Below are 23,936 nucleotides of genomic sequence, written 5' to 3'. Positions count from 1 at the left end.
AGGGGATGTTTGCGGCGGGGGGGCCCGGCCTGCGCCGGGGTTGACGCCTCGTCACGCTGCGCATGACGTGGCGCGTCAAAAATATCCCTCCTGCTTCTTCTTTTCCATGCTGGCCGATCCGGCGTCGCGATCGATCGCGCGCCCCTGCCGCTCGGACGTGGTGGTCAGCAGCATCTCCTTGATAACGTCCGACAGCGTCGTCGCCTCGCTTTCCACCGCACCGGTCAGCGGGTAGCAGCCGAGCGTGCGGAAGCGGATCGATCGGTCGACCGGCACCTCGCCGGGCAATAGCCGGAACCGGTCGTCGTCGACCATCAGCAACATGCTGTCGCGCTCGACGGTCGGGCGGGGTGCTGCGAAATAGAGCGGCACGATCTCGATCCGCTGCGCCAGGATATATTGCCAGATGTCGAGCTCGGTCCAGTTCGACAGCGGAAAGACGCGGATCGATTCGCCCCTGGCTTTCCGGGCGTTGTAGAGGTGCCACAATTCGGGCCGCTGCGCCTTGGGGTCCCAGCGGTGATTGGCCGAGCGGAACGAGAAGACGCGTTCCTTGGCCCGGCTCTTCTCCTCGTCGCGCCGCGCTCCGCCGAACGCCGCATCGAAGCCATACTGGTCGAGCGCCTGCTTCAGCCCTTCGGTCTTCCACAGATCGGTGTGCAGGCTGCCATGGTCGAACGGGTTGATGCCGCGCGCCATCGCATCGGGATTGCGATGCACAAGCAATTCCATGCCGGCATCGCGCGCCGCCTTGTCGCGCAGGTCGTACATCGCACGGAATTTCCACGTCGTGTCGACATGCAGCAGCGGGAAGGGCGGGGGCGCGGGAAAGAACGCCTTCCTGGCAAGGTGCAGCATCACCGCCGAATCCTTGCCGACCGAATAGAGCATCACCGGCCGTTCGGCCTCGGCCACCACCTCGCGCAGGATGTGGATGCTCTCGGCTTCGAGGCGTTCGAGATGGGTGAGACGATCGGTCGCGATATCGGTCATGTTGCGACCGCAGGTAGTGGTCGCAGGTGCCGCGACAAAACAACTATTCCTGCGGGGAGACGCCAGCTCAGCTTTCGTCGGCCGATGGCGGCGCGCGACGGCGGTCGGCGCGGGGAATGAGAAGTGCCTGGATCAGGCCGGTGCACCGGCGCGACCCAGGCACAGTTCCGTTTCAAACCGGACGAAGATCGTCGCCGTAGCTGTCACGGAACAGAGCGAAAAACGCCTGCATTTTCTTTCTCCCAGGTTGCGCCGGAGCGCGGCATCTTCTTAACGGAAAATTAACCTCAAGCCAAATCGAAATCATGGTTAACGCGCCTTTGCACCGGTCGGTGGCGTTAACCGATGCTTTGGAGTTTTCGCGCTAGTCCGGGCGCGCCATGTCCCGCATCCGATCGGATCACGCCCCGCTAGCGGGGATCGCGAGTCGCCAACGTCCCTTGCGGACGGTTCCGATGGCCGTTGACCGGCGATTGTTGCAGCGGCAATTGCCGTCCTGCCGCTTCATCCTGTTGTGCGAGCTGGAAGAATTCACGTCGCTGCGTCGCGGCGTCGGCGTCGCGCGTGCCCGGCTGTTGATCGACGATGTCGCCACACGGATTACGGCCGCCATTCCGGAACTGCGCGCATCGGCGGCCGGAGCGAACCTGCTCGAGCTGACGTTCGATTGCGCATCGTTCGCCGCCGGCACGGCGATCGTCGATCGCATCCGCGACACGATGACCGTGCCGTTCGACCTCGACGGCGAATCGTATCGGTTGTCGCTGCGAATCGGCGGCATCGGCGTGCCGGTGGCCGAAGCGGACGACGTCCGGATGATCGAGGCCGCCGAACAGGCGCTGGTGGACGCCCGGCACATCCAGGCCGATGTGGTACGCGACCTCGTCGATCCGGCGGCGGGCGACGATCCGATCCAGCTGATGCGCGAACTGCCCGGCGCGATCGCCAGCGGGCAAATCTTCCTGCAATACCAGCCCAAGGTCCGGGTGCGACAGCAACAGGTGGTCAGCGCCGAGGCGCTGGTCCGCTGGCGTCATCCGGAACGGGGGCTGATCCTGCCGGGCGCGTTCATCGAAGCGGCCGAGCGGTCGAACATCATCGGGGCGCTGACGCTGTGGATCATCCGCCGCGGGATCGCCGACCAGCGCATGTTGGCGGCACAAGGGCATGACATCCCGATCTTCATTAACATTTCGGGCATGCTGCTGTCGGATGCCGGCTTCGTCCGCGACGCATGTGCGCTGGTCGCCGCCGGCGGCGCCAGGATCGGGTTCGAGATCACCGAGACCGCGGTCATCCGCGATCCCGAAAGCGCGATCGCCAATCTGCGGACGTTCGCCGAGATCGGCGTGCCGCTGGCGATCGACGATTACGGCGCCGGACTGTCGTCGCTCGCCTATCTCAAGCGGCTGCCGGCCAGCGAACTGAAGATCGACAAGCTGTTCGTCACCCAGCTGACCAGCAGCAACCGCGACCCGTTGATCGTCCGCTCGACGATCGACCTGGCCCATGCGCTCGACATGGAAGTCACCGCCGAAGGGGTCGAAACGCCGGCCGCGCTGGCGCTGCTCGGGGTGATGGGGTGCGACATGGTGCAGGGGTTCCTGATCAGCCGCCCGGTCGAGTTCGCGGCGTTCCAGACCTATCTTGCCGAAGACCGTCATCTGGCGGCGATGGTCAGCCCGCGCATGACGTTTCTGCGCAACGAACGGCAGTGGAAGACGGCTTGACGGTTACAAGCCGTTAACCGTGACGGTCGTATTCCAGGGGCATGACCGCGCGATCCCTTAGCCTCTCCATTGCCGCGCTGCTGCTTGCAATGGCGACTGCGCCGGCTTTTGGTCAGGCAGGGACGCTGGAACAGCGCTTCGATGCCGCGCGAGGAAGGGTTGCGACGCAGCCGCAACTCGTTCTTCAGGAAGGCGTAAACATCGAACGCGAAGCGCGGGCTCAGCGCGGCGGCGAACCGCGACTGCGAGCGTCCGGCCTATGGTTGCAGGGCGAGGCGCACGCACGACTTGGTGATGCCGCAACGGCACGCGGCAAGATTTCTACCGCGTTATCAATCGTTCGGGCCATGCCCGCGCGGATCGCCCTTGAGGGCGACATCTTGCGGACCCGGGGCGATATCGCCTCGGACGACAGTGATGTCGCTTCGGCGCTGGCTGACTATCAGGCGGCGTTTCGGACCTATCAGGCTACCGGCGACCAGCGCGGTCAAGCCATGGCGCTGCTCAGTATCGGCTCCCTGTACCGGCAAGGCGCCGACTTCGCCGGTGCACTACGGTATTACGGACAGGCGATCGATACCTATGCCGCCGACCCGCTACTGCTGGTTTCGATGCTGAATAACCGCGGCAACGTCTTGACGGAGATAGGGCGGTATCGCGACGCGCTGGCCGATCAGAAGCGGGCGCTGGCATTGGCTCCCCGGCTCGACAGCCCTGCGTTCACCGCGCGCATTCTCGGCAATGTCGCACGGGCGCAGAGGGGGGCAGGAGACGAAGACGCCGCATGGCAGTCGATCGTGCAGGGCATGTCCATCGCGCGCCGGGCAAATGTGACGGCGGTCGCCAACCAGCTGGAAACGCTGGCCGGCCGGATCGCTGTTGCCCGCGGCGACCGCGCGCTGGGAATCCGGTTGGTAGACCGGGCATTCGCCGGGGTCGACCTGAAGAAGACACCGCTCGCGGCCCGCGACAACCATCGCAACGCCTATGCCGTATATTCCGCCGCCGGAGAGACGAGGAAGGCGCTCGCGCACCTCGAGGCGCTCGACCGGCTGAACGAGCAGGCGACGCAACTGACGACGTCGACCAAGACCGCGCTCATGTCGGCGCGGTTCGATTTCCAGAACCAGGAATTGCGGATCGCGCGGCTGAAGCAGGAGGAGTTGCGGCGCAACATCGCGTTCGAACGGGCCAGTGCCCGCTTCGAACGCATCCTGTTCGGCAGCATCGCCGCCGCGGTGCTGGTGCTGATCGTGCTGCTGGTCGTCGGGGTCGTGACGCTCCGCCGCAGTCGCGACGCCGTGCGCCGCGCCAACGTCGATCTGGCCGCCACCAATGTCGCGCTCGAAAAGGCGTTGAAGGCGAAGGGCGATTTCCTCGCCACGACCAGCCACGAGATCCGCACGCCGCTCAACGGCATCCTCGGCATGGCGCAGGTGATGCTGCGCGACGACCGGCTGGCGCCGGACATGCGCGACCGGCTGGATATCGTCCATGACGCCGGGATCGCGATGCGGGCGCTGGTCGACGACATTCTCGACGTTGCCAAGATGGAATCGGGGAATCTGTGCGTCGAGCGGGTGCCGACCGATCTGGTCGCGACCGTCGAGGACGTTGCCCGGCCCTGGCGGCGACAGGCGCAGGACCGCGGGATCGGCTTCACCCTCGACATGGCAGAGGTGCCGCGCTGGATCGAGGGGGATCCCGTGCGGTTGCGCCAGATCCTGTTCAACCTGTTGTCGAACGCCCTGAAGTTCACGCAGGACGGTGCGGTCGCGCTGTCGGTCGCGGTCTCGGCCGACCGGCTGCGGATCGCGGTGACGGACACCGGGATCGGCATCGCGCCCGACCGGCTGGAGGACGTGTTCGAATCGTTCCAACAGGCCGATACCAGCACGACCCGGCGCTTCGGCGGAACCGGGCTGGGGCTGACCATCTGCCGCAACCTGGTGCGGGCGATGGGCGGCGACATTACCGTCGTCAGCGACGAGGGGCGCGGTTCGACCTTCACGCTCGACCTGCCGTTGGTCCCGGTGACGGGCGAAGTGGCGGCGCCGGGCGTACCGGCAGGGACCGGGGGACGACTGGTCGTCCTCGAACGCAATCCGATCGCCCGCGGCATGATGCGGACGCTCTTCGCCGCACGGGTTGCCGCGATCGACTTCGTCGACGATCCGGCGACGCTGCACGAACGGCTGCGGCGGGACGACGTGCGCGCGGTGCTGGTCGATATGGCGTTGCTCGCGGGATCGTCGGAATTGCCGCAGCGTGCGCTGGCCGGGCTTGCGGACGCGGTTCGGCCGGGAAGCGTGCCGGTCGTCGTGATGCTGCGCCCGGGCGATCGGATCGATACGGACGCAAAGCCACTGACTTTGCTCACGAAACCTGTTTCGGCTACGCAACTAATATCCGCATTGTTCGTCCATGAGGATGACGGTGCACATGCGGTTCCCCTTGTGTCCAGTGCGGCATAGCGCGATAGCGGATGCAGCATGAGCAGCGTTGAGAACAACCCGGCCATCCAGGCCCATCGGCCATGAGGATCCTGTTCGTCGAGGATGACGCGATGAACCGTCGGGTCGTCCGCGACATGCTCGATGTGGCCGGGGCCACGATGGTCGAGGCCGATCTGGCCGAAGCCGGCTTGCAGCGTATTGACGAAGAGGATTTCGACCTCGTCCTGCTCGACCTGCGCATGCCTGGCATGGACGGGTTCGAGGTGATCCGCCGGGTGCGGGCGCGAGGCGATGCCAAGCGCGACCTGCCGATCATCGTCGTCACCGCCGACACCGCGGTCGACCTGACCGAGCGTTGCATCGCGCTGGGTGCCGACGAAGTGCTGTTTAAGCCGGTGGCGATGGACGCGCTGTTCGATGCGATCGGCCGCATCCTCGCCCGTCGCGCCGGCGGTGACCTGCTGTTCTGACGTCCGGGCGGGCTCGGTTGCGCGGGGGCGGTGCTGCTGATAGGGGGCAGTCGTCACGCCGCGGCCCTGCTCCGGCGAACCCTGTTCCATCGCGGCAAATGTTTTCCGGAGCCTCACGACTCATGCAGATCATCGTCCGCGACAATAATGTCGACCAGGCCTTGCGCGCGCTGAAGAAGAAGCTGCAGCGCGAGGGCGTGTACCGCGAGATGAAGCTGCGCCGCCATTATGAAAAGCCGTCGGAACGGCGCGCGCGCGAGCGCGCCGCCGCCATCGGCCGCGCGCGCAAGCTGGAACGCAAGCGACTGGAGCGCGACGGGGCCCGGTAGGGCGTTCCGCAGGTTGATGCCTTGCCGGTATGCGATCGGCAGGGCGGCTGGTACCAAGCGATGCGGCACGAGCGCCGCGGCATAAGGGGTTTCGATGTCGGTCACTGCTGTTCCGCTGCGTCCCGTCAAAGGGCGCCATATCACCTGGATCTGGGTCGGGATCGTGCTTGCGCTGCTGCTGGCGGTCGGGTTCGCCTGGGCCGGCACGCGCAGCGGCGCCGATTCGTTCCTGTCGGGCAACGCATCGCGCGCGGGCGTGGTGACGACCGCCAGCGGCCTGCAATATGAAGTGCTGGCCAAGGGCAGCGGCCCGACGCCGACCGATGCCGACGTCACGCTGATCAACTATACCGGAAAGCTGACCGACGGCACGACGTTCGACCAGAGCCAGCGTCCGACGCCGATGTCGCCCAAGAGTGTCGTGCCCGGGTTCGGCGAGGCGCTCAAGCTGATGCCGAAGGGCTCGCGCTATCGCTTCTGGCTGAAGCCGGAACTGGGCTATGGCGCACCGCGCCCGGCGGGCTCGCCGCCGATGCCGGCGGAGATGGAAAAGCTGGCGAAGCAGGTGCTGGTGTTCGATGTCGAGATGGTCGACTTCATTCCCGAAACCGTGCTCCAGCAGCTCCAGATGCAGCAGATGATGCAGCAGCAGGGTGGCGGCGGCCTGCCGCCTGGGGCGATGCCGCCGGGCGCGATGCCGCCGCCCGCCGGGCGCTGAACCGACACGGTTCGATCGAGACGACGGCGTCGGGGTTTCCCGGCGCCGTTTTCGTTTGCCCGGCCGGCATCGCGTTGCCTGCGTCGTTCATGCTATTGCGGCGGCATGTCGTTCGTTTTCCGTGCCCCCAATGTCATCGCAGGTCGATGGCGACGCCATCGCACCACGACGATTGTCGGCGCGCTGCTCGCAATCGGCGCGGCCCCGGCCCCGGTGCCACCTCCCCCCGCCGACGTCGCCACGCTCGAAGCGCTGCGCGCGGCCGATCTGCGCCTTGGGGCGATCGGGTATCGTCTGGCGACGGCGAACGCGCCGCTGTGTAGCGAGCAATCGCCGGTGACCGGCATGATCGTTCACGCGATCGATCAATATGCCGTGGACGAACAGCCGACCGCCCGCACCGTCTTCGGCTTCGCGACCGGGGTAGCGGTCGAGGCCGTCGTTCCGGGCAGCGCCGCCGCCCGCGCGGGGGTGCGCGCCGATGATTCGATCGTCAGCGTCAACGGCCGCCCTGTGCCGGTGGCGAAGGGGGGCGGGCATCTTGTCACGCGCGACGCCCTTGTCGCGCTGCTCGATTCGCAGCCGGCCGATCGCCCGCTGCCATTGGTGCTGCGCCGCGCGGGGCGCGATAGTGCGGTGACGATCCCGGCGTCGCCGGGGTGCAGGACGCTGTTCGAGCTGAAGGTCGGCGACGGGCTCGATGCGGTGGCCGATGGGCGGCTGGTCCAGATATCGAGCCGGTTCCTCGATCGTTTCGCCGATCCGCAACTGGCGGTGGTCGTCGCGCACGAACTGTCGCACAACATCCTGCGTCACCATGACCGGCTGGAAGCGGCGAAGGTCAGTCGCGGGCTGCTGCGTGAACTTGGCCGGAATGGACGCATCTTCCGCTCTACCGAGGACGATGCCGATCGCCTCGGCGTACACCTGTTGCGCAATGCGGGCTGGGAGCCGGCGCTGGCGGTGGCATTCTGGAAGGGGCCGGGCGCTCGCATCGACGGCGGGATCTTCCACAGCCGGACGCATTCGTCGGCCGGACGGCGGGCGGAATTGATCGCGGCGGAGATCGCTGCATTGCCACCGAATGCGCCGGTTCCATATCTTCCGCCGGTTCTGGCGACGCGCGATCGGCCGCTGGAATAGCCTCGCCTGTTGATATCCGTTTGCAACAGTCATCGTATACGCTATCGCTCGAGCGTCGGAACTAAGCGAAAGTTAACCGGTTTCCGGCCAAAGACCCGTCCGGTCGCTGCTCGTCCAACCCCCGCAACGGGTGGTCGCGAAGGGTCGGATTGAGCTTGCAGGCCGCCTGCCGCTGTGCAAAAGGCGGCGTGACGTAGAGTTTTACAAGGGAGTGTAGAAATGGGTTTTGCCAAGAAGATGCTGATCGCGGCCTCGGCCGTGTCGATGACCGTTGCTCCGACGATCGCCAACGCTGCGAACGCTTCGAAGCTGTCCGTTGCCCGCGCTTCGGCTTCGGCCGACAAGGGTGAGAAGCTGGCTGGCGGCGGCATCATCGTCGCTATCCTGGCAGCTGCTGCCGTCGTCGCCGGCATCGTCGTCGTCGCCGACTCGGACAGCGACTCGGACAGCAACTGATTGTTCGCGCGAGAAACCGCGCTGCGATTGGTAGAAAGGGCGCTCCTTCGGGGGCGCCCTTTTTCGTTGAGGTGGATGTGATTCGCGGATCATGATGGCGCGCGTGGTGCCGGACTGGCTTCAGCCGTCGCAGGCCCGCTCATGCACGTCGGATCGAACCTCATTTTGCGAACGTCGGCGTCGTCCAGCGACAGCGCGCGGCAAGAGGCGGTTCAGGCCCCAGCCTTCGCCGGAGCGACGTCTCCGCATCACACTATACGCGGCGGCGGGCTGGCCCGATCAGTCGATGCTTGCGCCGGCCTCTTCGGGAAGCGCAGTAGTCAGGAATCGCTGCACGTCCTCGTGCAGGACCAGCGCGGTCAGGCGGCCGCTACGATAGGCGCCGGTGTCGATCCCGATCCGGTTCGAACGGATATCGGGTTCGGCGGTGACGGTGTGGCCATGCACGACGAAGCGTTCGAACCGCCCGCCATGGTCGAGGAATGGCGCGCGGATCCAGCGCAGGTCCGACGCCTTCTGCTCGTCCAGCGCCACGCCCGGACGAATGCCGGCATGGACCAGCGCATAGTCGCCGATCACGACCTGATCGGGGAGCGTGCGCAGGAAGTTGAGATGCGCGGTCGGGACATGGTCACGCGTCAACTGTCCGACGCCCTTCAGGTCGGCATGTTCATAGGTCGCGGCATCGACGCCGTAGCTTAGCAGCGTTTCCCTACCGCCGGCGCGGGCAAAGATGCCGAGCGCCTGTCGCGCGCCCTCGGCAGCATGCAGCAGCAGTTCCTCATGATTGCCGCACAGGCATGTGACGTCCGCGCTGGCTGTGCACAGGGCCATGACCCGTTCCACGACGCCCCGCGAGTCCGGGCCGCGGTCGATCAGGTCGCCGAGAAACACCAGCCTGACCCGACGGTCGCCGCGATCGGGATCAGCGTCGATCTGCGTCAGCAAATCCTCGAGACAGTCCAGCCGCCCGTGCACGTCGCCGATCGCATAGACGATTTCGCCGTCGGGGATGCGCGGAGCGGATATTGCGGGTTTGCGGAAAAGCCGGGAAAAAACCATGGTGCGCGACCGCGTCTAGGCGAAAGGCGCTGCACGTTCAATGAACCGGGTCGGGGGATGCACCCGGCGCGGGTCGGCGGGCGTTTCGCGGCGGCGTAATGTCGGTTTGCCAATCCGCTACCGGCGCTCTATTGCAGCGCAGCAATTTTCAGGGATGCAAGCGATGACGATCAAGAAGGTTCGCAAGGCAGTCTTTCCGGTCGCCGGCCTAGGCACGCGGTTTCTTCCCGCGACCAAGTCGATGCCCAAGGAGATGCTGACCGTTGTTGACAAGCCGCTGATCCAGTATGCGGTCGAAGAGGCGCTGGAAGCGGGGATCGAGCAGATCATCTTCGTCACCGGCCGCGGCAAGGGCGCGCTGGAGGATCATTTCGACGTTTCCTACGAACTGGAAGCGACGATGAAGGCCCGTGGCAAGTCGATGGCCCTGATCGAGGGTATCCGGCAGAAGCCGGGCAGCCCGGTCTATGTCCGCCAGCAAGAGCCGCTGGGCCTCGGCCATGCCGTATGGTGCGCGCGCGAAATCGTGGGTGACGAGCCGTTCGCGGTGCTGCTGCCCGACGAGCTGATGGTTGGCGGATTCCTGAAGCAGATGGTCGAAGCCTATGAAAAGGTCGGCGGCAACGTCATCGGCGCGCTGGAAGTGCCCGACAGCGAGACCGACAAGTACGGCATCATCTCGCCCGGCAAGCAGGACGGCCCGCTGACCGAGGTCACCGCGCTGGTCGAAAAGCCCAAGGGCAAGGCGCCGTCGAATCTGATGATTCCCGGCCGCTACATCCTGCAGCCCGAGGTCATGCAGATCCTCGATTCGCAGGAGCCGGGTGCCGGCGGCGAGATCCAGCTGACCGACGCGATGGCCAAGCTGATCGGCAACCAGCCGTTCCACGGCTTCACCTTCGACGGCAAGCGCTACGACTGCGGTGACAAGGCCGGCTGGGTGCAGGCGAACATCGCGCTGGCGCTGGCACGGGCCGATATCGGTCCGGCAGTGCGTGCGTTCGCGCAGGACGCGCTGGCGCAGGGCTGAACGGGCAGGGCGGGGGCGTTCCGCTCCCGCCCGCTACAGCGTGACCAGCCGGTCGTCGCTGAGCGTAGCCAGCAGGTCGATCATGCCGCCGGCCTCGACCCCGGCGGCATCGGCCGACAGGCCGGCGAGCGCGAGACCGGTCTGGCACGCGATCAATGCGACGCCGCTGTCGATGGCGATGGCGCGCAATTCGCCGAGCATCGGCAGGCCGGCCGGAACCCGCATGTCTTGTGCCGAAAGCAGCGTCACGGCGCCTTCATGCAGATAAACCCGTGTCGGCGCGCCCAACGCGGCGGCGGCGGCGGCCATGGTCAAGGCGGTGCGGAAGCGGTTGGGGTCGGGGTTTGTGATGAGGATCGTCAACCCGCGCATCGGCATCCGGGATCCTTTGGCAGGGCCAGCGTGCGGAAGCGGAAGGCGAGCAGGTCGGCGACCAGCATCCGTCCTGCCGGATCGTCACCGAAACCGACGATGGCGCGCATCGCCTCCAGCGCCGCCATGCTGCCGATGATCCCGGTCAGCGCGCCCAGCACGCCCTGATCGGCGCAGCTGGCATCGGCACGCGCGGGATCGTCGCCGACGAAGCAGCGATAGCAGGGCAGATGCGCCTCCCACCCCCGGAACACGCCCAGCTGCCCCTCGAACTGGCCGACCGCCGCCGACACCAGCGGGACGCGCGCGGCGATCGCGGCATCGGCGACCGCCAGGCGCGTCGCGAAATTGTCGCAGCCGTCGACCACGACATCGGCACCGGCCAGCAGGTCGGCGGCGTTGCCGGCATCGATGCGCAGCGCATGCGGCTCGACGGTGACGAACGGGTTGATCCGCGCCAGCGCCGCTGCTGCTGCCGCGACCTTCGCCGTGCCGATATCGGTATCGGCGAACAAGGTCTGGCGTTGCAGGTTGCTGGCATCGACCCGGTCGTCGTCGATCACGACCAGCGTGCCCACCCCGGCCGCCGCCAGATATTGCAGCGCTGGCGATCCGATGCCGCCCGCGCCGATCACGACGACACGGGCCGCCTTGAGCGCGGCCTGGCCCGCCCCGCCGACCTCGCGCAGGACGAGGTGGCGGGCGTAGCGGTCGAGTTCGGCATCGGAGAAATTCATTCGACCCAGTCGAACAGCAGCACCGCGCGATACCAGTTGCCGGCATTGACGAAGCGCGGGACCAGGTTGCCGCGGGCATAGCTGACGACCAGCCCCGCGGCATATTGTTCGACCGTCGGACACCGGATCGCGCGCGGGATGGTGGCGCGCACGACATGGTCCTCGCCGATCAGCACGGCGACGTCGACGCGCAGCTGGTTGTTGCCGGCGACCGGGATCGGCCGGGGGCATCCCGCGCGCTTCATTTCGGCAAGGACGAACGCGGTCATCTGCGCGGTCGGGCGCGGGGTGCGGCGATAGGGGAGCGGCGGCAACGCGTCCCAGTCGATCGGCGATCGCACGACCGGGGCAGCCTGCGCATCGGCGGGCGGGGCCGGCGGCGTAACCTGCGACACCTGAAGGCCGAGTCCGAGCAGCACGAGCGCGGTCATCGTCCGGTCGACCCGAAGCCGCCCGCGCCGCGCGCGGTGTCGTCCAGCGCCTCGACCTCGTCCAGCGTCGCGCGCAGGACCGGGGCGGGGACGAGCTGCGCGATCCGTTCGCCGCGGACGACGCGGAACGGTTCCTGCCCGAGATTGGCGAGGATCACCTTCACCTCGCCGCGATAGTCGCTGTCGATGGTGCCGGGCGTGTTGAGACAGGTGATGCCGTGTTTGAGCGCCAGTCCCGAACGGGGGCGGACCTGCACCTCGTAGCCTTCGGGAATCGCCATGGCGAAGCCGGTGGCGACGGCGTGTCGTGCGCCGGGCGCCAGTTCGACATCCTCGGCCGCGACGACGTCCATCCCCGCCGCGCCGGGGGTGGCATAGACCGGGAGCGGCAGGCCGGCACCATGTGGCAGGCGGAGGAGGCGGAGCGCGATCACGGCGTCACCTTCGCAGTCTGCCGCGACATGCCTGCCGGATCGGCGGACATGCGTCGCACGGCATCGACGAGGTCGGGATCGCGCAGCAGGTCGTGGCCGCGCCCCGGCAGCACGCGATAGTCGGTGGCGATGCCGCGCAGCGCCAGCGCCTCGGCATAGGCGCGCGAGAAGCGCTGCGGCGTATCGGTATCGTTCGATCCGACCAGCAGCGCGACCCGGGTCGCGGGCGCCACGCCGCCGACCGTCATCAACGGGTCGAAGCTGGCGACCGGGGTCGCGAAGCCGCCATGCCCCTGCTTCGCGCGATATCTGCGCCATTCGGGCAGCATGCACGGGCACCCGGCCAGCACGACGCCGTCGACCAGTCCGGGGCGGAGGCCGGTCAGCGCCGCCGCCATCGCCGCGCCGCCCGACTGCCCGACGAGGATCGTGCGCGCCTGCGGATAGCGGGCGCGCCACCGGGCGATGGTGTCGGCGACCGCAGCGATCCGTTCGGGCGTGTAGCTGTCGCCGCCGATCCCGCCGCGCATTCCCGGCGAACTGTTGCCCGCCACATCGCGATAGCCCGGGCGCAGCAGCGCCACCGCCCGCGCATGGGGAATGGCATCGGCGATGCCGTGCGCCGCATCCGCGAACGCGGCGGGCACGTCGCCATCGCCATCGGCATGCAGCACCAGCACCAGCGTCCGCACGTCGCGTGCCGAATCGGGGCCGAAACTCTGCGCCGACAAGGAAGACGGCGACGATCCGTGCGTCGCGCAGCCGGCCGCGCCGAGGAGGAGCAGGACGCTAAGCCAGCGCATCGGCGATCCGATCGGCAAGGCGGGCGGCGACGTCCCCCTTGGGCGCATCGGCCCACGGTTCGATGCCGTCGGCGGTGACGAGGTGGACGGCGTTGCGATCACCGCCCATGACGTCGCCCGACACGTCGTTGGCGACGATCCAGTCGGCGTTCTTGGCGGTCCGCTTCGCGGTGGCATGGGCCAGCACGTCGTCGGTTTCGGCGGCGAAGCCGACCAGCAGCCGCGGGCGGCGCGGGGATCGGCCGAGCATCGCGAGGATGTCGGGATTGGGTTGCAGCGTCAGCACGGGCGGGCCGTCGCCCTTCTTCAGCTTGGACGCAGCCGCCTCGACATGCCAGTCGGCGACCGCGGCGACCATGATCGCGGCATCGGCCGGCAGCGCCTGCGCGACGGCATTGGCCATGTCGCGCGCCGATTCGACGTCGATGCGCGTGACCCCGGACGGCGTCGGCAGGTTTACCGGCCCGGCGACCAGCGTCACCCGTGCCCCGCGGGCGGCACAGGCCGCCGCGATCGCGAACCCCTGCTTCCCCGACGATCGGTTGGCGAGATAGCGCACCGGGTCGATCGGCTCATGCGTCGGCCCGGCGGTGACGAGGATGCGCCGTCCGGCCAGCGATTGCGGCGCGGCCGGGGCGGTCATCGCGCCGATCGCGGCGACGATCGCCACCGGTTCGGGCAGGCGGCCGGGGCCGAATTCGCCACACGCCATCGCGCCGTCGTCCGGTTCCATCACGGTCACGCCATCGCCGCGCAGCGTCGCCACGTTGCGGGTGGTGGCGGCATGCTGCCACATGCGCACGTTCATCGCCGGCACCGCCAGTACCGGCTTGTCGGTGGCGAGCAGCAGCGTGGTGGCAAGGTCGTCGGCGACACCCGCCGCCATGCGCGCCAGCAGGTCGGCGGTGGCGGGGGCGACGACGACCAGATCGGCCTGACGGCTGAGCTGGATATGGCCCATCTCCGCTTCGTCCTTCAGGTCCCACAGGCTGGTATGAACCGGCTGTTCGGACAGGGCGGCCAGCGTCATCGGCGTCACGAACTGCGCACCGCCATCGGTCAGGACGCAGCGGACGCTGTGCCCGGCCCCGCGCAGCAGGCGGATCAGCTCGCACGCCTTGTACGCGGCGATGCCCCCACCGACGATCAGCAAGATGCGTGTCATCGCGTGATCCTCTGCACCCGAACGCGCCGTCTGTCGAGCAACGTCCGCGTCAGGTCGCGGGCGGCATCGGGCAGGAAGGCGATGCCGACCAGATAGGCAGGGGCGGCGGCCAACACCCAGTAGAAGGTGTCGGTCCGTGCGAACAACGCGATCGCCGCGGCATAGCCGCCGAACACCAGCGCCGCGCGCAGCCCCAGTGGCCCCGGCGCCGCGCTCCAGCCGACCAGTGCCAGCATCGCCAGCGGCGCGCCGAGCCACCATGGCAGCAGCGTCAGCGCGGTCGAGCGCGCCATGGCGGAGGCGAACAGCCCCGGCCCGTGCAGGCCGCTCCATCCCGGCGACACCGCGTCGAGCGGCCCGGCGATCATCCCGACCGCGCGCGCATGGAGCGACAGCAGCGCGACGAACACCAGCAGCGCCGCGACCCATGCCAGCGCCTCGCGCCGCCGCCCCTCGACCAGCGCCATCGCCAGCATCGCCAGCGCAAAGAGCGCTGCGGTCTCGCGGATCAGCATCGCGCACAGTGCGATCGCCACCGCTTCGATCCAGCGGTCGTCGCGCCGGATCGCCAGCGACAGGGCGATCAGCAACCCGGCCCACAGGTCGTGGAAGTGCACCAGCGACGGCTGGACGAACGCGACCATGCCGCCCGCCAGCAGGAACAGCGCGGTGATGCGCGGGGCGCCCCGCGCGAACCATTCGCCGATCCGCCGGGTCCAGGCGAGGCCGGTGGCGATGGCGAGCAGCACCAGCGCGCCGATCGACACGGCGTCGGGCAACGCCGCCTGTACCACCGCCAGCGTCGGCAGGCGGACGGCGGGGAAGGGGCGCAGCGGATAGCCGCCCGCGCGCAACTCCTGTGCGGCAACACTGTAATAGTCGCCACCGGCGCGCAGGCCATCGACCACTGCGCCGTACAGCCCGAGATCGGTCTGCCCGCTGCCGCGCACGCCACTGTCCTCGCCCGGCTGGACCCATGCCGATCCCAGCAGCAGCGCGAACAGGATCGCGAGCGCGATGGCGATCGCCGGACGCAATGTCGCGAACCGGCTGGACGACGACAGCCATATCGGCGGCCGCGCGCGGATCATCCCAGCAGCTGCATCAGCGCGGCCCCGGCCGTTCCGCTCGCCAGCGCGACCAGACCGTAGCGCCAGCCGCCGCCGACCTTGACCACCGCGATATCGGGCAGCGGCGGGGAGGGGGGGCGCCGCCGGGGCCGGGATAGCGCGCCTCGATATTGCGCAGCAGGTCGGGCAGGCGCGCAAAGGTGCGCAGGTCGGTGATGATCCGGTCGGCGACCATCGCCTCCGGCCCCAGCTCGTCGCGGATCCACCCGCGCACGAACGGCGCCGCCGTTTCCCACAGATTGATGTCGGGATCGAGCGCGGTCGCGACCCCCTCCACCATCACCATCGTCTTTTGCAGCAGCAGCAGGTGCGGCTGGGTCTGCATGTCGAAGTCGCGGGTGATGTTGAACAGCGAATCGAGCATCATGCCGACCGACATGTCCTTGACCGCGAGGCCACGCATCGGCTCGCCGACCGCCCGCAGCGCGGTGGCGAATTCGGCGACATTGTGGTGGGCGGGGACATAGCCCGCCTCGAAATGGATCTCCGCCACGCGCTTGTAGTCGCCGGTAATCAGGCCGTAGAGGATTTCGGCCAGCCACACGCGTGCGCGCCGGTCGATCCGGCCCATGATGCCGAAATCGATCGCGGCGATGCGCCCGTCGGGCAGCGCGAACAGATTGCCCTGGTGCATGTCGGCATGGAAGAAGCCGTCGGCGATCGCCTGTCGCAGGAAGGCGCGCACCAGCCGCGTCGCCATCGCGGTCAGATCGTGCCCGGCGGCGATCAGCGCGGGGCGGTTCGACAGCTTGATGCCGTCGATCCACTGCGTCGTCAGCACCTTCGACGTGGTGCGCTGCCAATCGATGTCGGGAATGGTGAAGTCGGGCTCGGCCTCCATGCCGTCGGCCAGTTCCGACGCCGACGCCGCCTCGCGCCGCAGGTCGAGCTCGCGCGCGGTCCAGCGCTTCATCGTCTCGATCACGAGGCGCGGGCGCAGCCGCTTCAGTTCGCCGCCCATCGTCTCCAGCCGGGCGGCGGCCCATTCATAGGTGTCGATCGCGTCGAAGAACTGCGATTCGACGCCGGGGCGCAGCACCTTCACCGCGACCTGCCGGCCGTCGGTGGTGACCGCGCGGTGGACCTGCGCGATAGAGGCGGCGCCGACCGGCGTCTCCTCGATGGAGGCGAACAGCGCGTCGATCGGCTGGCCCAGCCCCGATTCGATCGCCGGGCGCACCACGCTCCACGGCAGCGGCGGCAGCGCGTCCTGTAACGAGAGCAGGTCCTGCGCCACCGCCTCACCCACCAGATCGGGGCGGGTGGCGAGCGTCTGGCCCAGCTTGATCGCTGCCGGGCCGAGCGCGGCGAACGCCTCGGCATAGCGTGGCGTCGCGGGCACGCGCGCGCCGAACCGGGCAAGGCGCACCACCCGGCGCAACCGCGGCGGGGTGCGCGGATTGCGCTCGATATCGATCAGTGCGCCGTGCCGCGCCAGCGTGCGCCCCCATTTCAGGATGCGCCAGCCATGGGTGAGCGTGGAGGTCATCGCGGCCGTCGCGTGGCGTGCGGCGTCAAATCTTCCACCCGCTATGGATCGCGACCAGCCCGCCCATGATCGGCTCGACGCGCGTCCGGATGAACCCGGCATCGGCGATCATCCGCTCGAACGTCGGCATGTCGGGAAAGCGCCGGATCGATTCGATCAGGTAGCGATAGCTGTCCTCGTCATTCGCCAGCAGCTTGCCGAGCTTGGGCACCAGCCTGTGCGAATACTGATCGTAGACGTCGGCGAACCCCGGCCACGTCACGGTCGAGAATTCGAGGCAGAAGAACCGCCCGCCGCGCCTGAGCACCCGATGCGCCTCGCGCAGCGCCTTTGGAATGTCGGTCACGTTGCGGATGCCGAACGCGATCGTATAGGCATCGAAGCTGTGATCGGCAAAATCCAGCGTCTCGGCATTCTGTTCGGACCAGACGAGGCCGTCGATCCCGCGCTTGGCGGCACGTTCCATGCCGACGCCCAGCATCGCCGGGTTGATGTCGGCAACGGTGATCGCCGCCCCCGCCTTCGCCATGCGGAACGCGATGTCGCCGGTGCCCCCGGCCATGTCGAGGATCGCGTCGTCCCTCTGCGGCTTTACCCGCGCGACGAACCGGTCCTTCCACAACCGGTGCATCCCCCCCGACATCGCGTCGTTCATCAGGTCGTAGCGGGCGGCGACGTTCGCAAAGACGTCGCCGACGCGCCGCGTCTTCTCGTCGGGGGCTACGTCTTCATAGCCGAAGGATACCGTGTCGTTCATGGCCACAGCCCTAGCCGCGCCTTGTGGCGGGAGCAAACCGAACCTAGCTTTCTTTGCGTATGGCCCCGGCTTCGGAACGGTCGCGGCGACAGAAGGATGGCATGCCCGAACTGCCCGAAGTCGAAACCACCGTGCGCGGGCTGACCCCGGTGCTGCACGGCCAGCGCCTGACCCGCGTCGTCGCGAATCGCGCCGACCTGCGCCGCGCCATGCCGGTGGACCTCGGGCAGCGGCTGACCGGGGCGACGGTCACCGGCCTGTCGCGGCGCGCGAAATACGGGGTGATCGACACCGATCGCGGCGACAGCTTCGTCTTCCACCTCGGCATGTCGGGGCGCTGGCGGGTCGATCCGGATGCGCCGCTGCCGCACGACCATCTCGTGATCGACACCGCGGGCGGGCGGCAGGTGGTGCTGAACGACCCGCGCCGTTTCGGTTCGGTCGACCTGATGCCGACGCCCGACCTTGCCGCATGGCCGCCGTTCGCCGCGCTCGGTCCCGAGCCGCTGGGACCGGACCTCACTGCAGAGCATCTCGAACGCCGGTTCGCCGGCCGGATCGCACCGGTCAAGCTGCTGCTGCTCGACCAGCGGATCGTGGCGGGGCTGGGCAACATCTATGTCTGCGAGGCGCTCAACGTCGCGCGAATCGCGCCGACGCGGCCGGCGGGGCAGATCGCGGTCGAGCGGCTGGCGTTGCTGGTCGATGCGATTCGCGGCGTGCTGCTCGCCGCGATCGAGGCGGGGGGATCGACGCTGCGCGACTATGCCCGGCCCGATGGCGAACTGGGCTATTTTTCCAAGCAATTCCGGGTGTATGGCCGCGAAGGCGAGGCGTGTCCGTGCGGCGGCGTCGTCGAGCGCCGGGTCGATGGCGGTCGCTCCACCTTCTGGTGCCGGACGTGCCAGCAATAGTTGACCGCACGTCCCCGACGGTTTAAGGGGCGCACCTTCTCCGGTCGGGTTCTGTCCGATCGGCACCAATCATTTGCGAGAGTCGAGGACGGCATGGCGAATACGCCACAGGCGAAGAAGCGTATCCGGCGCAATGCGCGTCGTGCGGAAATCAATGGTGCGCGCGTCGGCCGCATCCGGACCTTCGTGAAGAAGGTCGAGGCAGCGATCGTCGCCGGCGACCGCGAAGCAGCCACCACGGCGCTCGCCGGCGTCCAGCCCGAGCTGGCCCGTGGCGTCGCCAAGGGCGTGCTGCACAAGAACACCGCGAGCCGCAAGTTCGCACGTCTGACGAAGGCGGTCGGCGGGATCGCCTGATCCGCTGACGCAAGCGTTGACGAACAAGCTGCCCCGTCGACCCCAGGTCGGCGGGGTTTCTTGCGTCCGCCGTCATCGCGTTCCGGGGCGTTTCCGGTTTGTCCCGCGGCGGAAAACCGGTTCCGATCGCAAGGGTCGAATCAACGGTTTCGGGAAATGGCGGAAATCCTTGGATTCTGCCCGACCGGCTCCCGATTACGCCGCTAAGATACTGATAAATAACATCAAAAAAGAAATTCGACGCATTTCTGCGGCCCATGGCCTGTCAACCGTCTTTATTTCGGTTTGATGACTTGATCGACGGCGCTTCCCGTTCCTAAACAGCACTCCCCGGCACCGCTGCGGCGATCCGGGGCCCACGCGAATCTTCGTGTGCGATCCCCGTTTCGGCGGGATCGAGGGGGGATTTTTAGACGACGACGAAACGTGGCGGAGAACCCCGATTCTCCGCACGGGAGAGGTGTGCCTGACGTGACGATGCCGGTGGATCATGGACAGGTGGAGGTTGCGGCGGCATGGGCCCGCGTGCGCCAGAACCTGCGTGCGTCCGCCGGACAGCGGCTGTTCGACCGGTGGCTCAAGCCGATGGAACTGGTCGCCCCCGACGGCGACGGCGTCGTCCGCCTGACCCTGCCGTCCGCCTTCATGACCGATTGGGTCCGCAATCACTATGCCGAGCGCCTGACCCACGAATTCCGCGCACAGCTTCCCCAGGTCCGCGACGTCGTGGTCGAAACCGCCACCGCCCTGCAGGCGCGGATCGTGCCGCCAGCGCCGATGCCCGAAGCGTCCGCCGTGCCGGCCCCGCTCACCGCCGCACCGGCGCCGGCCGTGCCGCAGCGCGCGCCTGCCGAACGCCCGACGTTCGATCCGCGCTACCGCTTCGACCGGTTCGTCGTGTCGGCCTCCAATCGCGTGGCGTTCAATGCGGCGAAGGCAGTCGCCGAACCCGGCGTGCCGCGCTTCAGCCCGCTGTTCCTCCACAGCGGCACCGGCCTTGGCAAGACGCACCTGATGCATGCCATCGGCCATGCGTTTCTCGATGCCGATCCGGCGGCGAGCGCGGTGTACCTGCCCGCCGAGCGGTTCATGTTCGAATTCGTGGCCGCCATGCGCGCGCGCGACACGCACGGGTTCAAGGCGAAGCTGCGCGGCGTCGACCTGCTGATGATCGACGACCTCCAGTTCGTCGCCGGCAAGGACGCGACGCAGGAGGAATGCCTTCACACGATCAACGCCTTCATGGACGCGGGCAAGCGGGTGGTGATCGCCTGCGACCGCTCGCCAGCGTTGCTCGACGGGATCGACCCGCGGCTGCTGTCGCGCCTCGGCGGCGGTCTGGTCGCCGACATCAAGACGCCCGAGACCGACCTGCGCCACGCGATCCTCGCCGCCAAGCTGGCCGAGGTGCCCGGCATCGCGGTGCCCGGGGACGTCGTCGACCTGCTGGCCGGGCGGATTCGCGGCAGCGTGCGCGAGCTGGAAGGCGCGCTCAACCGCCTGATCGCCTATGCTTCGCTGACCGGCGACACGATCGACATGGCGTTCGCCCATGCGACGCTGGGCGAGATGCTGGCAGGGCCGGCGAGGCGCGTCACCATCGACGATATCCAGCGGGCGGTATCGGCGCATTTCGAGGTGAAGCAACTCGATCTCGTCTCGGCGCGCCGCGCACAGGTCATCGCCCGCCCGCGGCAGGTGGCGATGTATCTTGCCAAGCGGCTGACGACCCGCTCGCTGCCGGAAATCGGTCGCAAGTTCGGCAACCGCGACCATTCGACCGTGATCCATGCGGTACGCCGGATCGAGGAATTGCGTGGGGTGGACCGCGAGATCGACACCGCCGTCCGCACGCTGCTGCGCTCGCTCGAAGGCTGAGCGCCCTTTTTCAAGTCCCCCCGTTTGCTTCGAGCGCAGGTTCGAGCCTGTCGAGGACCGAAGTCGAGAAGGGCTTGCCCTGAGCAGCGCGTTCTCGACTGCCGCTTCTCGACAAGCTCGAAGCTGCTCGAACCGAACGGGCTGGAAGGTGGCCGAAGAAGAACTGGTTCACGCGAAGGCGCGGAGGCGCGGAGAGTTGCGCCTCGCAGAAGCGTCCTGCCGCGTCAGCGGCCTTCACACTTGCCCAGTCACAAGCGCAGCCGTCTCCCGATCGCGGAAGGGCTGCCAATATCGCAACCCCTCCGCGCCTCCGCGCCTCCGCGTGAACCAACTTCTTCTTACGTAATGACGTCCGGCTCGTTACGCCCGGTATGCTCCCGGATCGATGCCACGCGCTCCGCAGCCGCGACCAGCGGGGCCAGCGCATCGCCGGTTTCCTGCGCCAGATCGCCATCCGTGGGCGCATAGCGTTCGATATAGACGCGCAGCGTCGCGCCCTGCGTGCCGGTGCCCGACAGGCGGAACACGATGCGCGATCCGTCGGCGAACAGGATGCGGATGCCCTGGTTGCGGCTGACCGATCCGTCGGTGCTGTCGTGATAGGCGAAGTCGTCGGCCTCCGATACCGTCAGGTCGCCGATCGTCGTGCCGGGCAGCGTCGCCAGCCGTTCGCGCAGCGACGCCATCAGCGCATCCGCCCCGGCCTGTTCGACGCCCTCGTAATCGTGCCGTGCATAATAGTTGCGGCCATAGCGCGCCCAATGGTCGGCCATGATCTCCGCCACCGGCTGGCGCCGCACGGCGAGGATGTTGAGCCACAGCAGCACCGCCCACAGCCCGTCCTTCTCGCGGACATGGTTCGATCCCGTCCCCGCACTCTCCTCGCCACAGATGGTGACGAGTCCGGCGTCGAGCAGGTTGCCGAAGAACTTCCACCCCGTCGGCGTCTCGTACAGCGGCACGTTCAGCGCCTGCGCCACGCGATCGGCGGCGGCGGAGGTCGGCATCGAGCGCGCGATGCCGGCGATGCCGTCCTTGTAGGCGGGAGCGAGGTGCGCGTTCGCCGCGAGAACGGCGAGCGAATCGGACGGGGTGACGAAGATGCCGCGCCCGATGATGAGGTTGCGGTCGCCGTCGCCGTCCGATGCCGCGCCGAATTCGGGCGCGTCGTCGGCCATCATCCGGTCGTACAGCTCGTGCGCGTGGACGAGGTTGGGGTCGGGGTGGTGGCCGCCGAAGTCGGGCAGGGGAGTGCCGTTGACGACCGTGCCGGGCGCGGCACCGAGGCGGCGTTCGAGGATTTCGGTCGCATAGGGTCCGGTGACCGCGCTCATCGCGTCGAACGACAGGCGGAAGCCGCCGGCGATCAGGTCGCGGATCGCGGCGAAGTCGAACAGCCCCTCCATGCACTCGGCATAGGCGGCGACCGGGTCGATCACCTCGACGGTCAGCCCGTCGACGGACGTCTCGCCGGGCGCGTCGAGGTCGATGTCCGCGACGTCGCTGATGACATAGCGGTCGATCTCCAGCGTGCGGGCATAGAGCGCGTCGGTGAAGCTCTCGGGCGCGGGGCCGCCGTTCGACACGTTGTACTTGATGCCGAAATCCTCGTCGGGGCCGCCGGGATTGTGGCTGGCCGACAGGACGAGGCCGCCGATCGCACCGCGGGTGCGGATGACGTTCGAGGCGGCCGGGGTCGACAGGATGCCGCCCTGTCCGACGATGGCGCGGGCGAAGCCGTTGGCGGCGGCCATGCGGATCGCGGTCTGGATCACCTCGCGGTTCAGGTAGCGGCCGTCGCCACCGATCACCAGCGTCGCGCCGGCCTTGCCCTCGACGACGTCGAACACCGACTGGATGAAGTTTTCGGCATAATGCGGCTGCTGGAACACCCGCACCTTCTTGCGCAGGCCCGACGTGCCGGGCTTCTGGTCGGTGAAGGGCTTGGTCTGGATGGTGGTGCTGGTCACGAACGGCGTCCCCTGTGGTGGGTGTTGCCGAACGCATAAGGTGGCGAAGGTGTCGCGGCCAACATTAAATCGACCACGACACCCGCATTAAACAAAACAAAAGTTCAAACTTGCAGGCCGAGCGCCTGCTGCGCCGCCAGCAGCGTGGGCCGCGCCAATGCGTCGGCCCTTGCCGCCCCCCGGGCCAGCGTTGCGCCGACCGCCGTCCGGTCGTCGAGCAGCGCCACCAGCCGGTCGCGGATCGGCCCCAGCTTCGCCACCGCCAGATCGGCCAGCGCGGGCTTGAACGCGCCGAACCCCTGCCCGCCGAAGCTGGCGAGCACGTCCTGCGACGTCTCCCCCGACAGCGCGGCAAAGATGGTGACGAGGTTGCGTGCTTCCGGCCGTTCGGCCAGCCCGGCAACCTCCGACGGCAGGGGTTCGGGATCGGTCTTCGCCTTGCGGAACTTGGTCGCGATCTGATCGTCCGAATCGATCAGGTTGATGCGGCTCATGTCCGAGGGATCGGATTTCGACATCTTCGCCATGCCGTCGCGCAAGGACATGATCCGCGGTGTGTCTTCCGGGATCATCGGTTCGGGCAGCGGGAACAGCTCGACCCCGAAATCGAGGTTGAACTTGGTGGCGATATCGCGCGCCAGCTCCAGATGCTGCTTCTGGTCCTCGCCGACCGGCACATGGGTCGCCCGGTACGCAAGGATGTCGGCGGCCTGCAGCACCGGATAGGTGAACAGCCCGACGCTGGCGCCTTCGCGGTTCTTGCCCGCCTTGTCCTTCCACTGGGTCATGCGGTTGAGCCAGCCGACGCGCGCCGTGCCGCCCAGGATCCATGCCAGCTCGCTGTGCGCGGGCACGCGCGCCTGGTTGAACAGGATCGAGCGGTCGGGATCGATCCCGGCGGCGAGCAAGGTCGCCGCCATCTCGATCGTGTTCGACGCCATCTCCTTCGGGTCTTGCGTCACCGTCAGCGCATGGAGATCGGCGAGGAAGAACAGGCAGACATCGTCCGCGCCCATCCGGTCCTGCAACCGCACCCAGTTGCGGATCGCGCCCAGATAGTTGCCGAGGTGGAGATTGCCAGTGGTCTGGATGCCGGAGACGACACGCATGTT

23 protein-coding genes and 1 pseudogene are annotated in these 23,936 nt (G+C 68.0%); 11 read left to right on the top strand and 13 right to left on the bottom strand.

What is annotated here, in order from left to right; genetic code table 11:
• Window positions 1–75: 75 nt before the first annotated feature.
• Entirely contained in the window at window positions 76–993 is a 918-nt protein-coding gene (cysD, locus tag QLH51_RS02315) for a sulfate adenylyltransferase subunit CysD (RefSeq protein WP_241217865.1), read from the bottom strand.
• A 455-nt stretch (window positions 994–1,448) separates the two neighbouring features.
• Here cysD and QLH51_RS02310 point away from each other — a divergent pair, with 455 nt between their 5' ends.
• From QLH51_RS02310 to QLH51_RS02280, 7 genes are all read left to right on the top strand, one after another.
• On the top strand, window positions 1,449–2,723 hold the full coding sequence (locus QLH51_RS02310) for an EAL domain-containing protein (RefSeq protein WP_164516068.1): 1,275 nt from the start codon (window positions 1,449–1,451) through the stop codon (window positions 2,721–2,723).
• 347 nt (window positions 2,724–3,070) lie between these two features.
• Window positions 3,071–5,197: an ATP-binding protein gene (locus QLH51_RS02305; RefSeq protein WP_164516069.1), complete on the top strand. Its 2,127-nt coding sequence runs from the start codon at window positions 3,071–3,073 to the stop codon at window positions 5,195–5,197.
• A 62-nt stretch (window positions 5,198–5,259) separates the two neighbouring features.
• On the top strand, window positions 5,260–5,649 hold the full coding sequence (locus QLH51_RS02300) for a response regulator (protein ID WP_125655246.1): 390 nt from the start codon (window positions 5,260–5,262) through the stop codon (window positions 5,647–5,649).
• Window positions 5,650–5,771: 122 nt separating this feature from the next.
• On the top strand, window positions 5,772–5,978 hold the full coding sequence (gene rpsU, locus QLH51_RS02295) for a 30S ribosomal protein S21 (RefSeq protein ID WP_125655248.1): 207 nt from the start codon (window positions 5,772–5,774) through the stop codon (window positions 5,976–5,978).
• A 94-nt stretch (window positions 5,979–6,072) separates the two neighbouring features.
• Window positions 6,073–6,696: an FKBP-type peptidyl-prolyl cis-trans isomerase gene (locus QLH51_RS02290; protein WP_125655250.1), complete on the top strand. Its 624-nt coding sequence runs from the start codon at window positions 6,073–6,075 to the stop codon at window positions 6,694–6,696.
• A gap of 105 nt (window positions 6,697–6,801) precedes the next feature.
• Entirely contained in the window at window positions 6,802–7,839 is a 1,038-nt protein-coding gene (locus QLH51_RS02285; protein ID WP_125655252.1) for a M48 family metallopeptidase, read from the top strand.
• 219 nt (window positions 7,840–8,058) lie between these two features.
• Complete coding sequence (locus tag QLH51_RS02280) at window positions 8,059–8,295, top strand: hypothetical protein (protein WP_206428854.1); 237 nt, start codon at window positions 8,059–8,061, stop codon at window positions 8,293–8,295.
• A 279-nt stretch (window positions 8,296–8,574) separates the two neighbouring features.
• Here the strand turns inward: QLH51_RS02280 and QLH51_RS02275 are convergent, their stop codons facing one another.
• A complete protein-coding gene (locus QLH51_RS02275) occupies window positions 8,575–9,357 on the bottom strand; it encodes a metallophosphoesterase (protein WP_125655254.1) in 783 nt (260 codons plus the stop codon).
• A gap of 163 nt (window positions 9,358–9,520) precedes the next feature.
• On the opposite strand from QLH51_RS02275, the gene galU reads away from it, so the two are divergent.
• Window positions 9,521–10,387 (top strand): UTP--glucose-1-phosphate uridylyltransferase GalU, encoded by an 867-nt coding sequence (galU, locus tag QLH51_RS02270; RefSeq protein ID WP_125655256.1) that lies wholly within the window; start codon window positions 9,521–9,523, stop codon window positions 10,385–10,387.
• 33 nt (window positions 10,388–10,420) lie between these two features.
• Here the strand turns inward: galU and QLH51_RS02265 are convergent, their stop codons facing one another.
• The 9 genes and pseudogenes from QLH51_RS02265 to QLH51_RS02225 all read right to left on the bottom strand — a co-directional run bounded on the left by QLH51_RS02265 (window position 10,421) and on the right by QLH51_RS02225 (window position 17,705).
• The gene (locus tag QLH51_RS02265) at window positions 10,421–10,765 is read right to left on the bottom strand and encodes a DsrE family protein (protein WP_125655258.1); all 345 of its coding nucleotides are present in this window, start codon (window positions 10,763–10,765) and stop codon (window positions 10,421–10,423) included.
• Complete coding sequence (locus QLH51_RS02260; RefSeq protein WP_125655260.1) at window positions 10,747–11,496, bottom strand: HesA/MoeB/ThiF family protein; 750 nt, start codon at window positions 11,494–11,496, stop codon at window positions 10,747–10,749. The genes QLH51_RS02265 and QLH51_RS02260 overlap by 19 nt, the downstream gene beginning before the upstream one ends.
• Window positions 11,493–11,927 (bottom strand): hypothetical protein, encoded by a 435-nt coding sequence (locus QLH51_RS02255; RefSeq protein ID WP_206428855.1) that lies wholly within the window; start codon window positions 11,925–11,927, stop codon window positions 11,493–11,495. The genes QLH51_RS02260 and QLH51_RS02255 overlap by 4 nt, the downstream gene beginning before the upstream one ends.
• Window positions 11,924–12,361 (bottom strand): dUTP diphosphatase, encoded by a 438-nt coding sequence (dut, locus tag QLH51_RS02250; RefSeq protein ID WP_125655262.1) that lies wholly within the window; start codon window positions 12,359–12,361, stop codon window positions 11,924–11,926. Before dut ends, QLH51_RS02255 begins: the two co-directional genes overlap by 4 nt.
• Entirely contained in the window at window positions 12,358–13,164 is an 807-nt protein-coding gene (locus QLH51_RS02245; RefSeq protein WP_125655264.1) for an alpha/beta hydrolase, read from the bottom strand. Before QLH51_RS02245 ends, dut begins: the two co-directional genes overlap by 4 nt.
• Window positions 13,151–14,329 (bottom strand): bifunctional phosphopantothenoylcysteine decarboxylase/phosphopantothenate--cysteine ligase CoaBC, encoded by a 1,179-nt coding sequence (gene coaBC, locus QLH51_RS02240; protein WP_125655266.1) that lies wholly within the window; start codon window positions 14,327–14,329, stop codon window positions 13,151–13,153. Before coaBC ends, QLH51_RS02245 begins: the two co-directional genes overlap by 14 nt.
• Window positions 14,326–15,420 carry a hypothetical protein gene (locus QLH51_RS02235; RefSeq protein ID WP_125655268.1) on the bottom strand — a complete coding sequence of 365 codons (1,095 nt, stop codon included), beginning with the start codon at window positions 15,418–15,420 and terminating at the stop codon, window positions 14,326–14,328. Before QLH51_RS02235 ends, coaBC begins: the two co-directional genes overlap by 4 nt.
• Window positions 15,417–16,948, bottom strand: a pseudogene (gene ubiB / locus QLH51_RS02230) (2-polyprenylphenol 6-hydroxylase). Before ubiB ends, QLH51_RS02235 begins: the two are co-directional and overlap by 4 nt.
• Window positions 16,949–16,973: 25 nt before the next feature.
• Window positions 16,974–17,705: a class I SAM-dependent methyltransferase gene (locus QLH51_RS02225; protein ID WP_125655272.1), complete on the bottom strand. Its 732-nt coding sequence runs from the start codon at window positions 17,703–17,705 to the stop codon at window positions 16,974–16,976.
• 101 nt (window positions 17,706–17,806) lie between these two features.
• On the opposite strand from QLH51_RS02225, the gene mutM reads away from it, so the two are divergent.
• The 3 genes from mutM to dnaA all read left to right on the top strand — a co-directional run bounded on the left by mutM (window position 17,807) and on the right by dnaA (window position 20,854).
• Window positions 17,807–18,619, top strand: a complete 813-nt coding sequence (mutM, locus tag QLH51_RS02220) for a bifunctional DNA-formamidopyrimidine glycosylase/DNA-(apurinic or apyrimidinic site) lyase (protein WP_125655274.1) — start codon at window positions 17,807–17,809, stop codon at window positions 18,617–18,619.
• 93 nt (window positions 18,620–18,712) lie between these two features.
• Window positions 18,713–18,976: a 30S ribosomal protein S20 gene (rpsT, locus tag QLH51_RS02215; protein ID WP_125655276.1), complete on the top strand. Its 264-nt coding sequence runs from the start codon at window positions 18,713–18,715 to the stop codon at window positions 18,974–18,976.
• 477 nt (window positions 18,977–19,453) lie between these two features.
• Window positions 19,454–20,854 carry a chromosomal replication initiator protein DnaA gene (dnaA, locus tag QLH51_RS02210; RefSeq protein ID WP_125655420.1) on the top strand — a complete coding sequence of 467 codons (1,401 nt, stop codon included), beginning with the start codon at window positions 19,454–19,456 and terminating at the stop codon, window positions 20,852–20,854.
• 338 nt (window positions 20,855–21,192) lie between these two features.
• Here the strand turns inward: dnaA and QLH51_RS02205 are convergent, their stop codons facing one another.
• Complete coding sequence (locus QLH51_RS02205) at window positions 21,193–22,824, bottom strand: alpha-D-glucose phosphate-specific phosphoglucomutase (protein ID WP_125655278.1); 1,632 nt, start codon at window positions 22,822–22,824, stop codon at window positions 21,193–21,195.
• 104 nt (window positions 22,825–22,928) lie between these two features.
• A complete protein-coding gene (gene trpS, locus QLH51_RS02200; protein WP_125655280.1) occupies window positions 22,929–23,933 on the bottom strand; it encodes a tryptophan--tRNA ligase in 1,005 nt (334 codons plus the stop codon).
• Window positions 23,934–23,936 lie beyond the last annotated feature (3 nt).

The sequence above is a fragment of the Sphingomonas sp. 2R-10 genome, from assembly GCF_030062225.1.
Taxonomy (GTDB): Bacteria; Pseudomonadota; Alphaproteobacteria; order Sphingomonadales; family Sphingomonadaceae; genus Sphingomonas.
This window is presented reverse-complemented; position numbering and strand designations above follow the sequence as displayed.

Excerpts from the sequence above, each read along its gene's own strand:
- QLH51_RS02300 (WP_125655246.1), top strand. The coding sequence starts at position 5,260 with ATGAGGATCCTGTTCGTCGAGGATGACGCGATGAACCGTCGGGTCGTC.
- QLH51_RS02255 (WP_206428855.1), bottom strand. The coding sequence starts at position 11,927 with ATGACCGCGCTCGTGCTGCTCGGACTCGGCCTTCAGGTGTCGCAGGTT.
- cysD (WP_241217865.1), bottom strand. The coding sequence starts at position 993 with ATGACCGATATCGCGACCGATCGTCTCACCCATCTCGAACGCCTCGAA.
- galU (WP_125655256.1), top strand. The coding sequence starts at position 9,521 with ATGACGATCAAGAAGGTTCGCAAGGCAGTCTTTCCGGTCGCCGGCCTA.
- QLH51_RS02280 (WP_206428854.1), top strand. The coding sequence starts at position 8,059 with ATGGGTTTTGCCAAGAAGATGCTGATCGCGGCCTCGGCCGTGTCGATG.
- QLH51_RS02265 (WP_125655258.1), bottom strand. The coding sequence starts at position 10,765 with ATGCCGATGCGCGGGTTGACGATCCTCATCACAAACCCCGACCCCAAC.
- coaBC (WP_125655266.1), bottom strand. The coding sequence starts at position 14,329 with ATGACACGCATCTTGCTGATCGTCGGTGGGGGCATCGCCGCGTACAAG.
- QLH51_RS02285 (WP_125655252.1), top strand. The coding sequence starts at position 6,802 with ATGTCGTTCGTTTTCCGTGCCCCCAATGTCATCGCAGGTCGATGGCGA.
- rpsU (WP_125655248.1), top strand. The coding sequence starts at position 5,772 with ATGCAGATCATCGTCCGCGACAATAATGTCGACCAGGCCTTGCGCGCG.
- QLH51_RS02310 (WP_164516068.1), top strand. The coding sequence starts at position 1,449 with ATGGCCGTTGACCGGCGATTGTTGCAGCGGCAATTGCCGTCCTGCCGC.
- QLH51_RS02290 (WP_125655250.1), top strand. The coding sequence starts at position 6,073 with ATGTCGGTCACTGCTGTTCCGCTGCGTCCCGTCAAAGGGCGCCATATC.
- QLH51_RS02245 (WP_125655264.1), bottom strand. The coding sequence starts at position 13,164 with ATGCGCTGGCTTAGCGTCCTGCTCCTCCTCGGCGCGGCCGGCTGCGCG.
- rpsT (WP_125655276.1), top strand. The coding sequence starts at position 18,713 with ATGGCGAATACGCCACAGGCGAAGAAGCGTATCCGGCGCAATGCGCGT.
- QLH51_RS02260 (WP_125655260.1), bottom strand. The coding sequence starts at position 11,496 with ATGAATTTCTCCGATGCCGAACTCGACCGCTACGCCCGCCACCTCGTC.
- QLH51_RS02235 (WP_125655268.1), bottom strand. The coding sequence starts at position 15,420 with ATGATCCGCGCGCGGCCGCCGATATGGCTGTCGTCGTCCAGCCGGTTC.
- QLH51_RS02275 (WP_125655254.1), bottom strand. The coding sequence starts at position 9,357 with ATGGTTTTTTCCCGGCTTTTCCGCAAACCCGCAATATCCGCTCCGCGC.
- dnaA (WP_125655420.1), top strand. The coding sequence starts at position 19,454 with ATGCCGGTGGATCATGGACAGGTGGAGGTTGCGGCGGCATGGGCCCGC.
- QLH51_RS02305 (WP_164516069.1), top strand. The coding sequence starts at position 3,071 with ATGCCCGCGCGGATCGCCCTTGAGGGCGACATCTTGCGGACCCGGGGC.
- QLH51_RS02225 (WP_125655272.1), bottom strand. The coding sequence starts at position 17,705 with ATGAACGACACGGTATCCTTCGGCTATGAAGACGTAGCCCCCGACGAG.
- trpS (WP_125655280.1), bottom strand. The coding sequence starts at position 23,933 with ATGCGTGTCGTCTCCGGCATCCAGACCACTGGCAATCTCCACCTCGGC.
- mutM (WP_125655274.1), top strand. The coding sequence starts at position 17,807 with ATGCCCGAACTGCCCGAAGTCGAAACCACCGTGCGCGGGCTGACCCCG.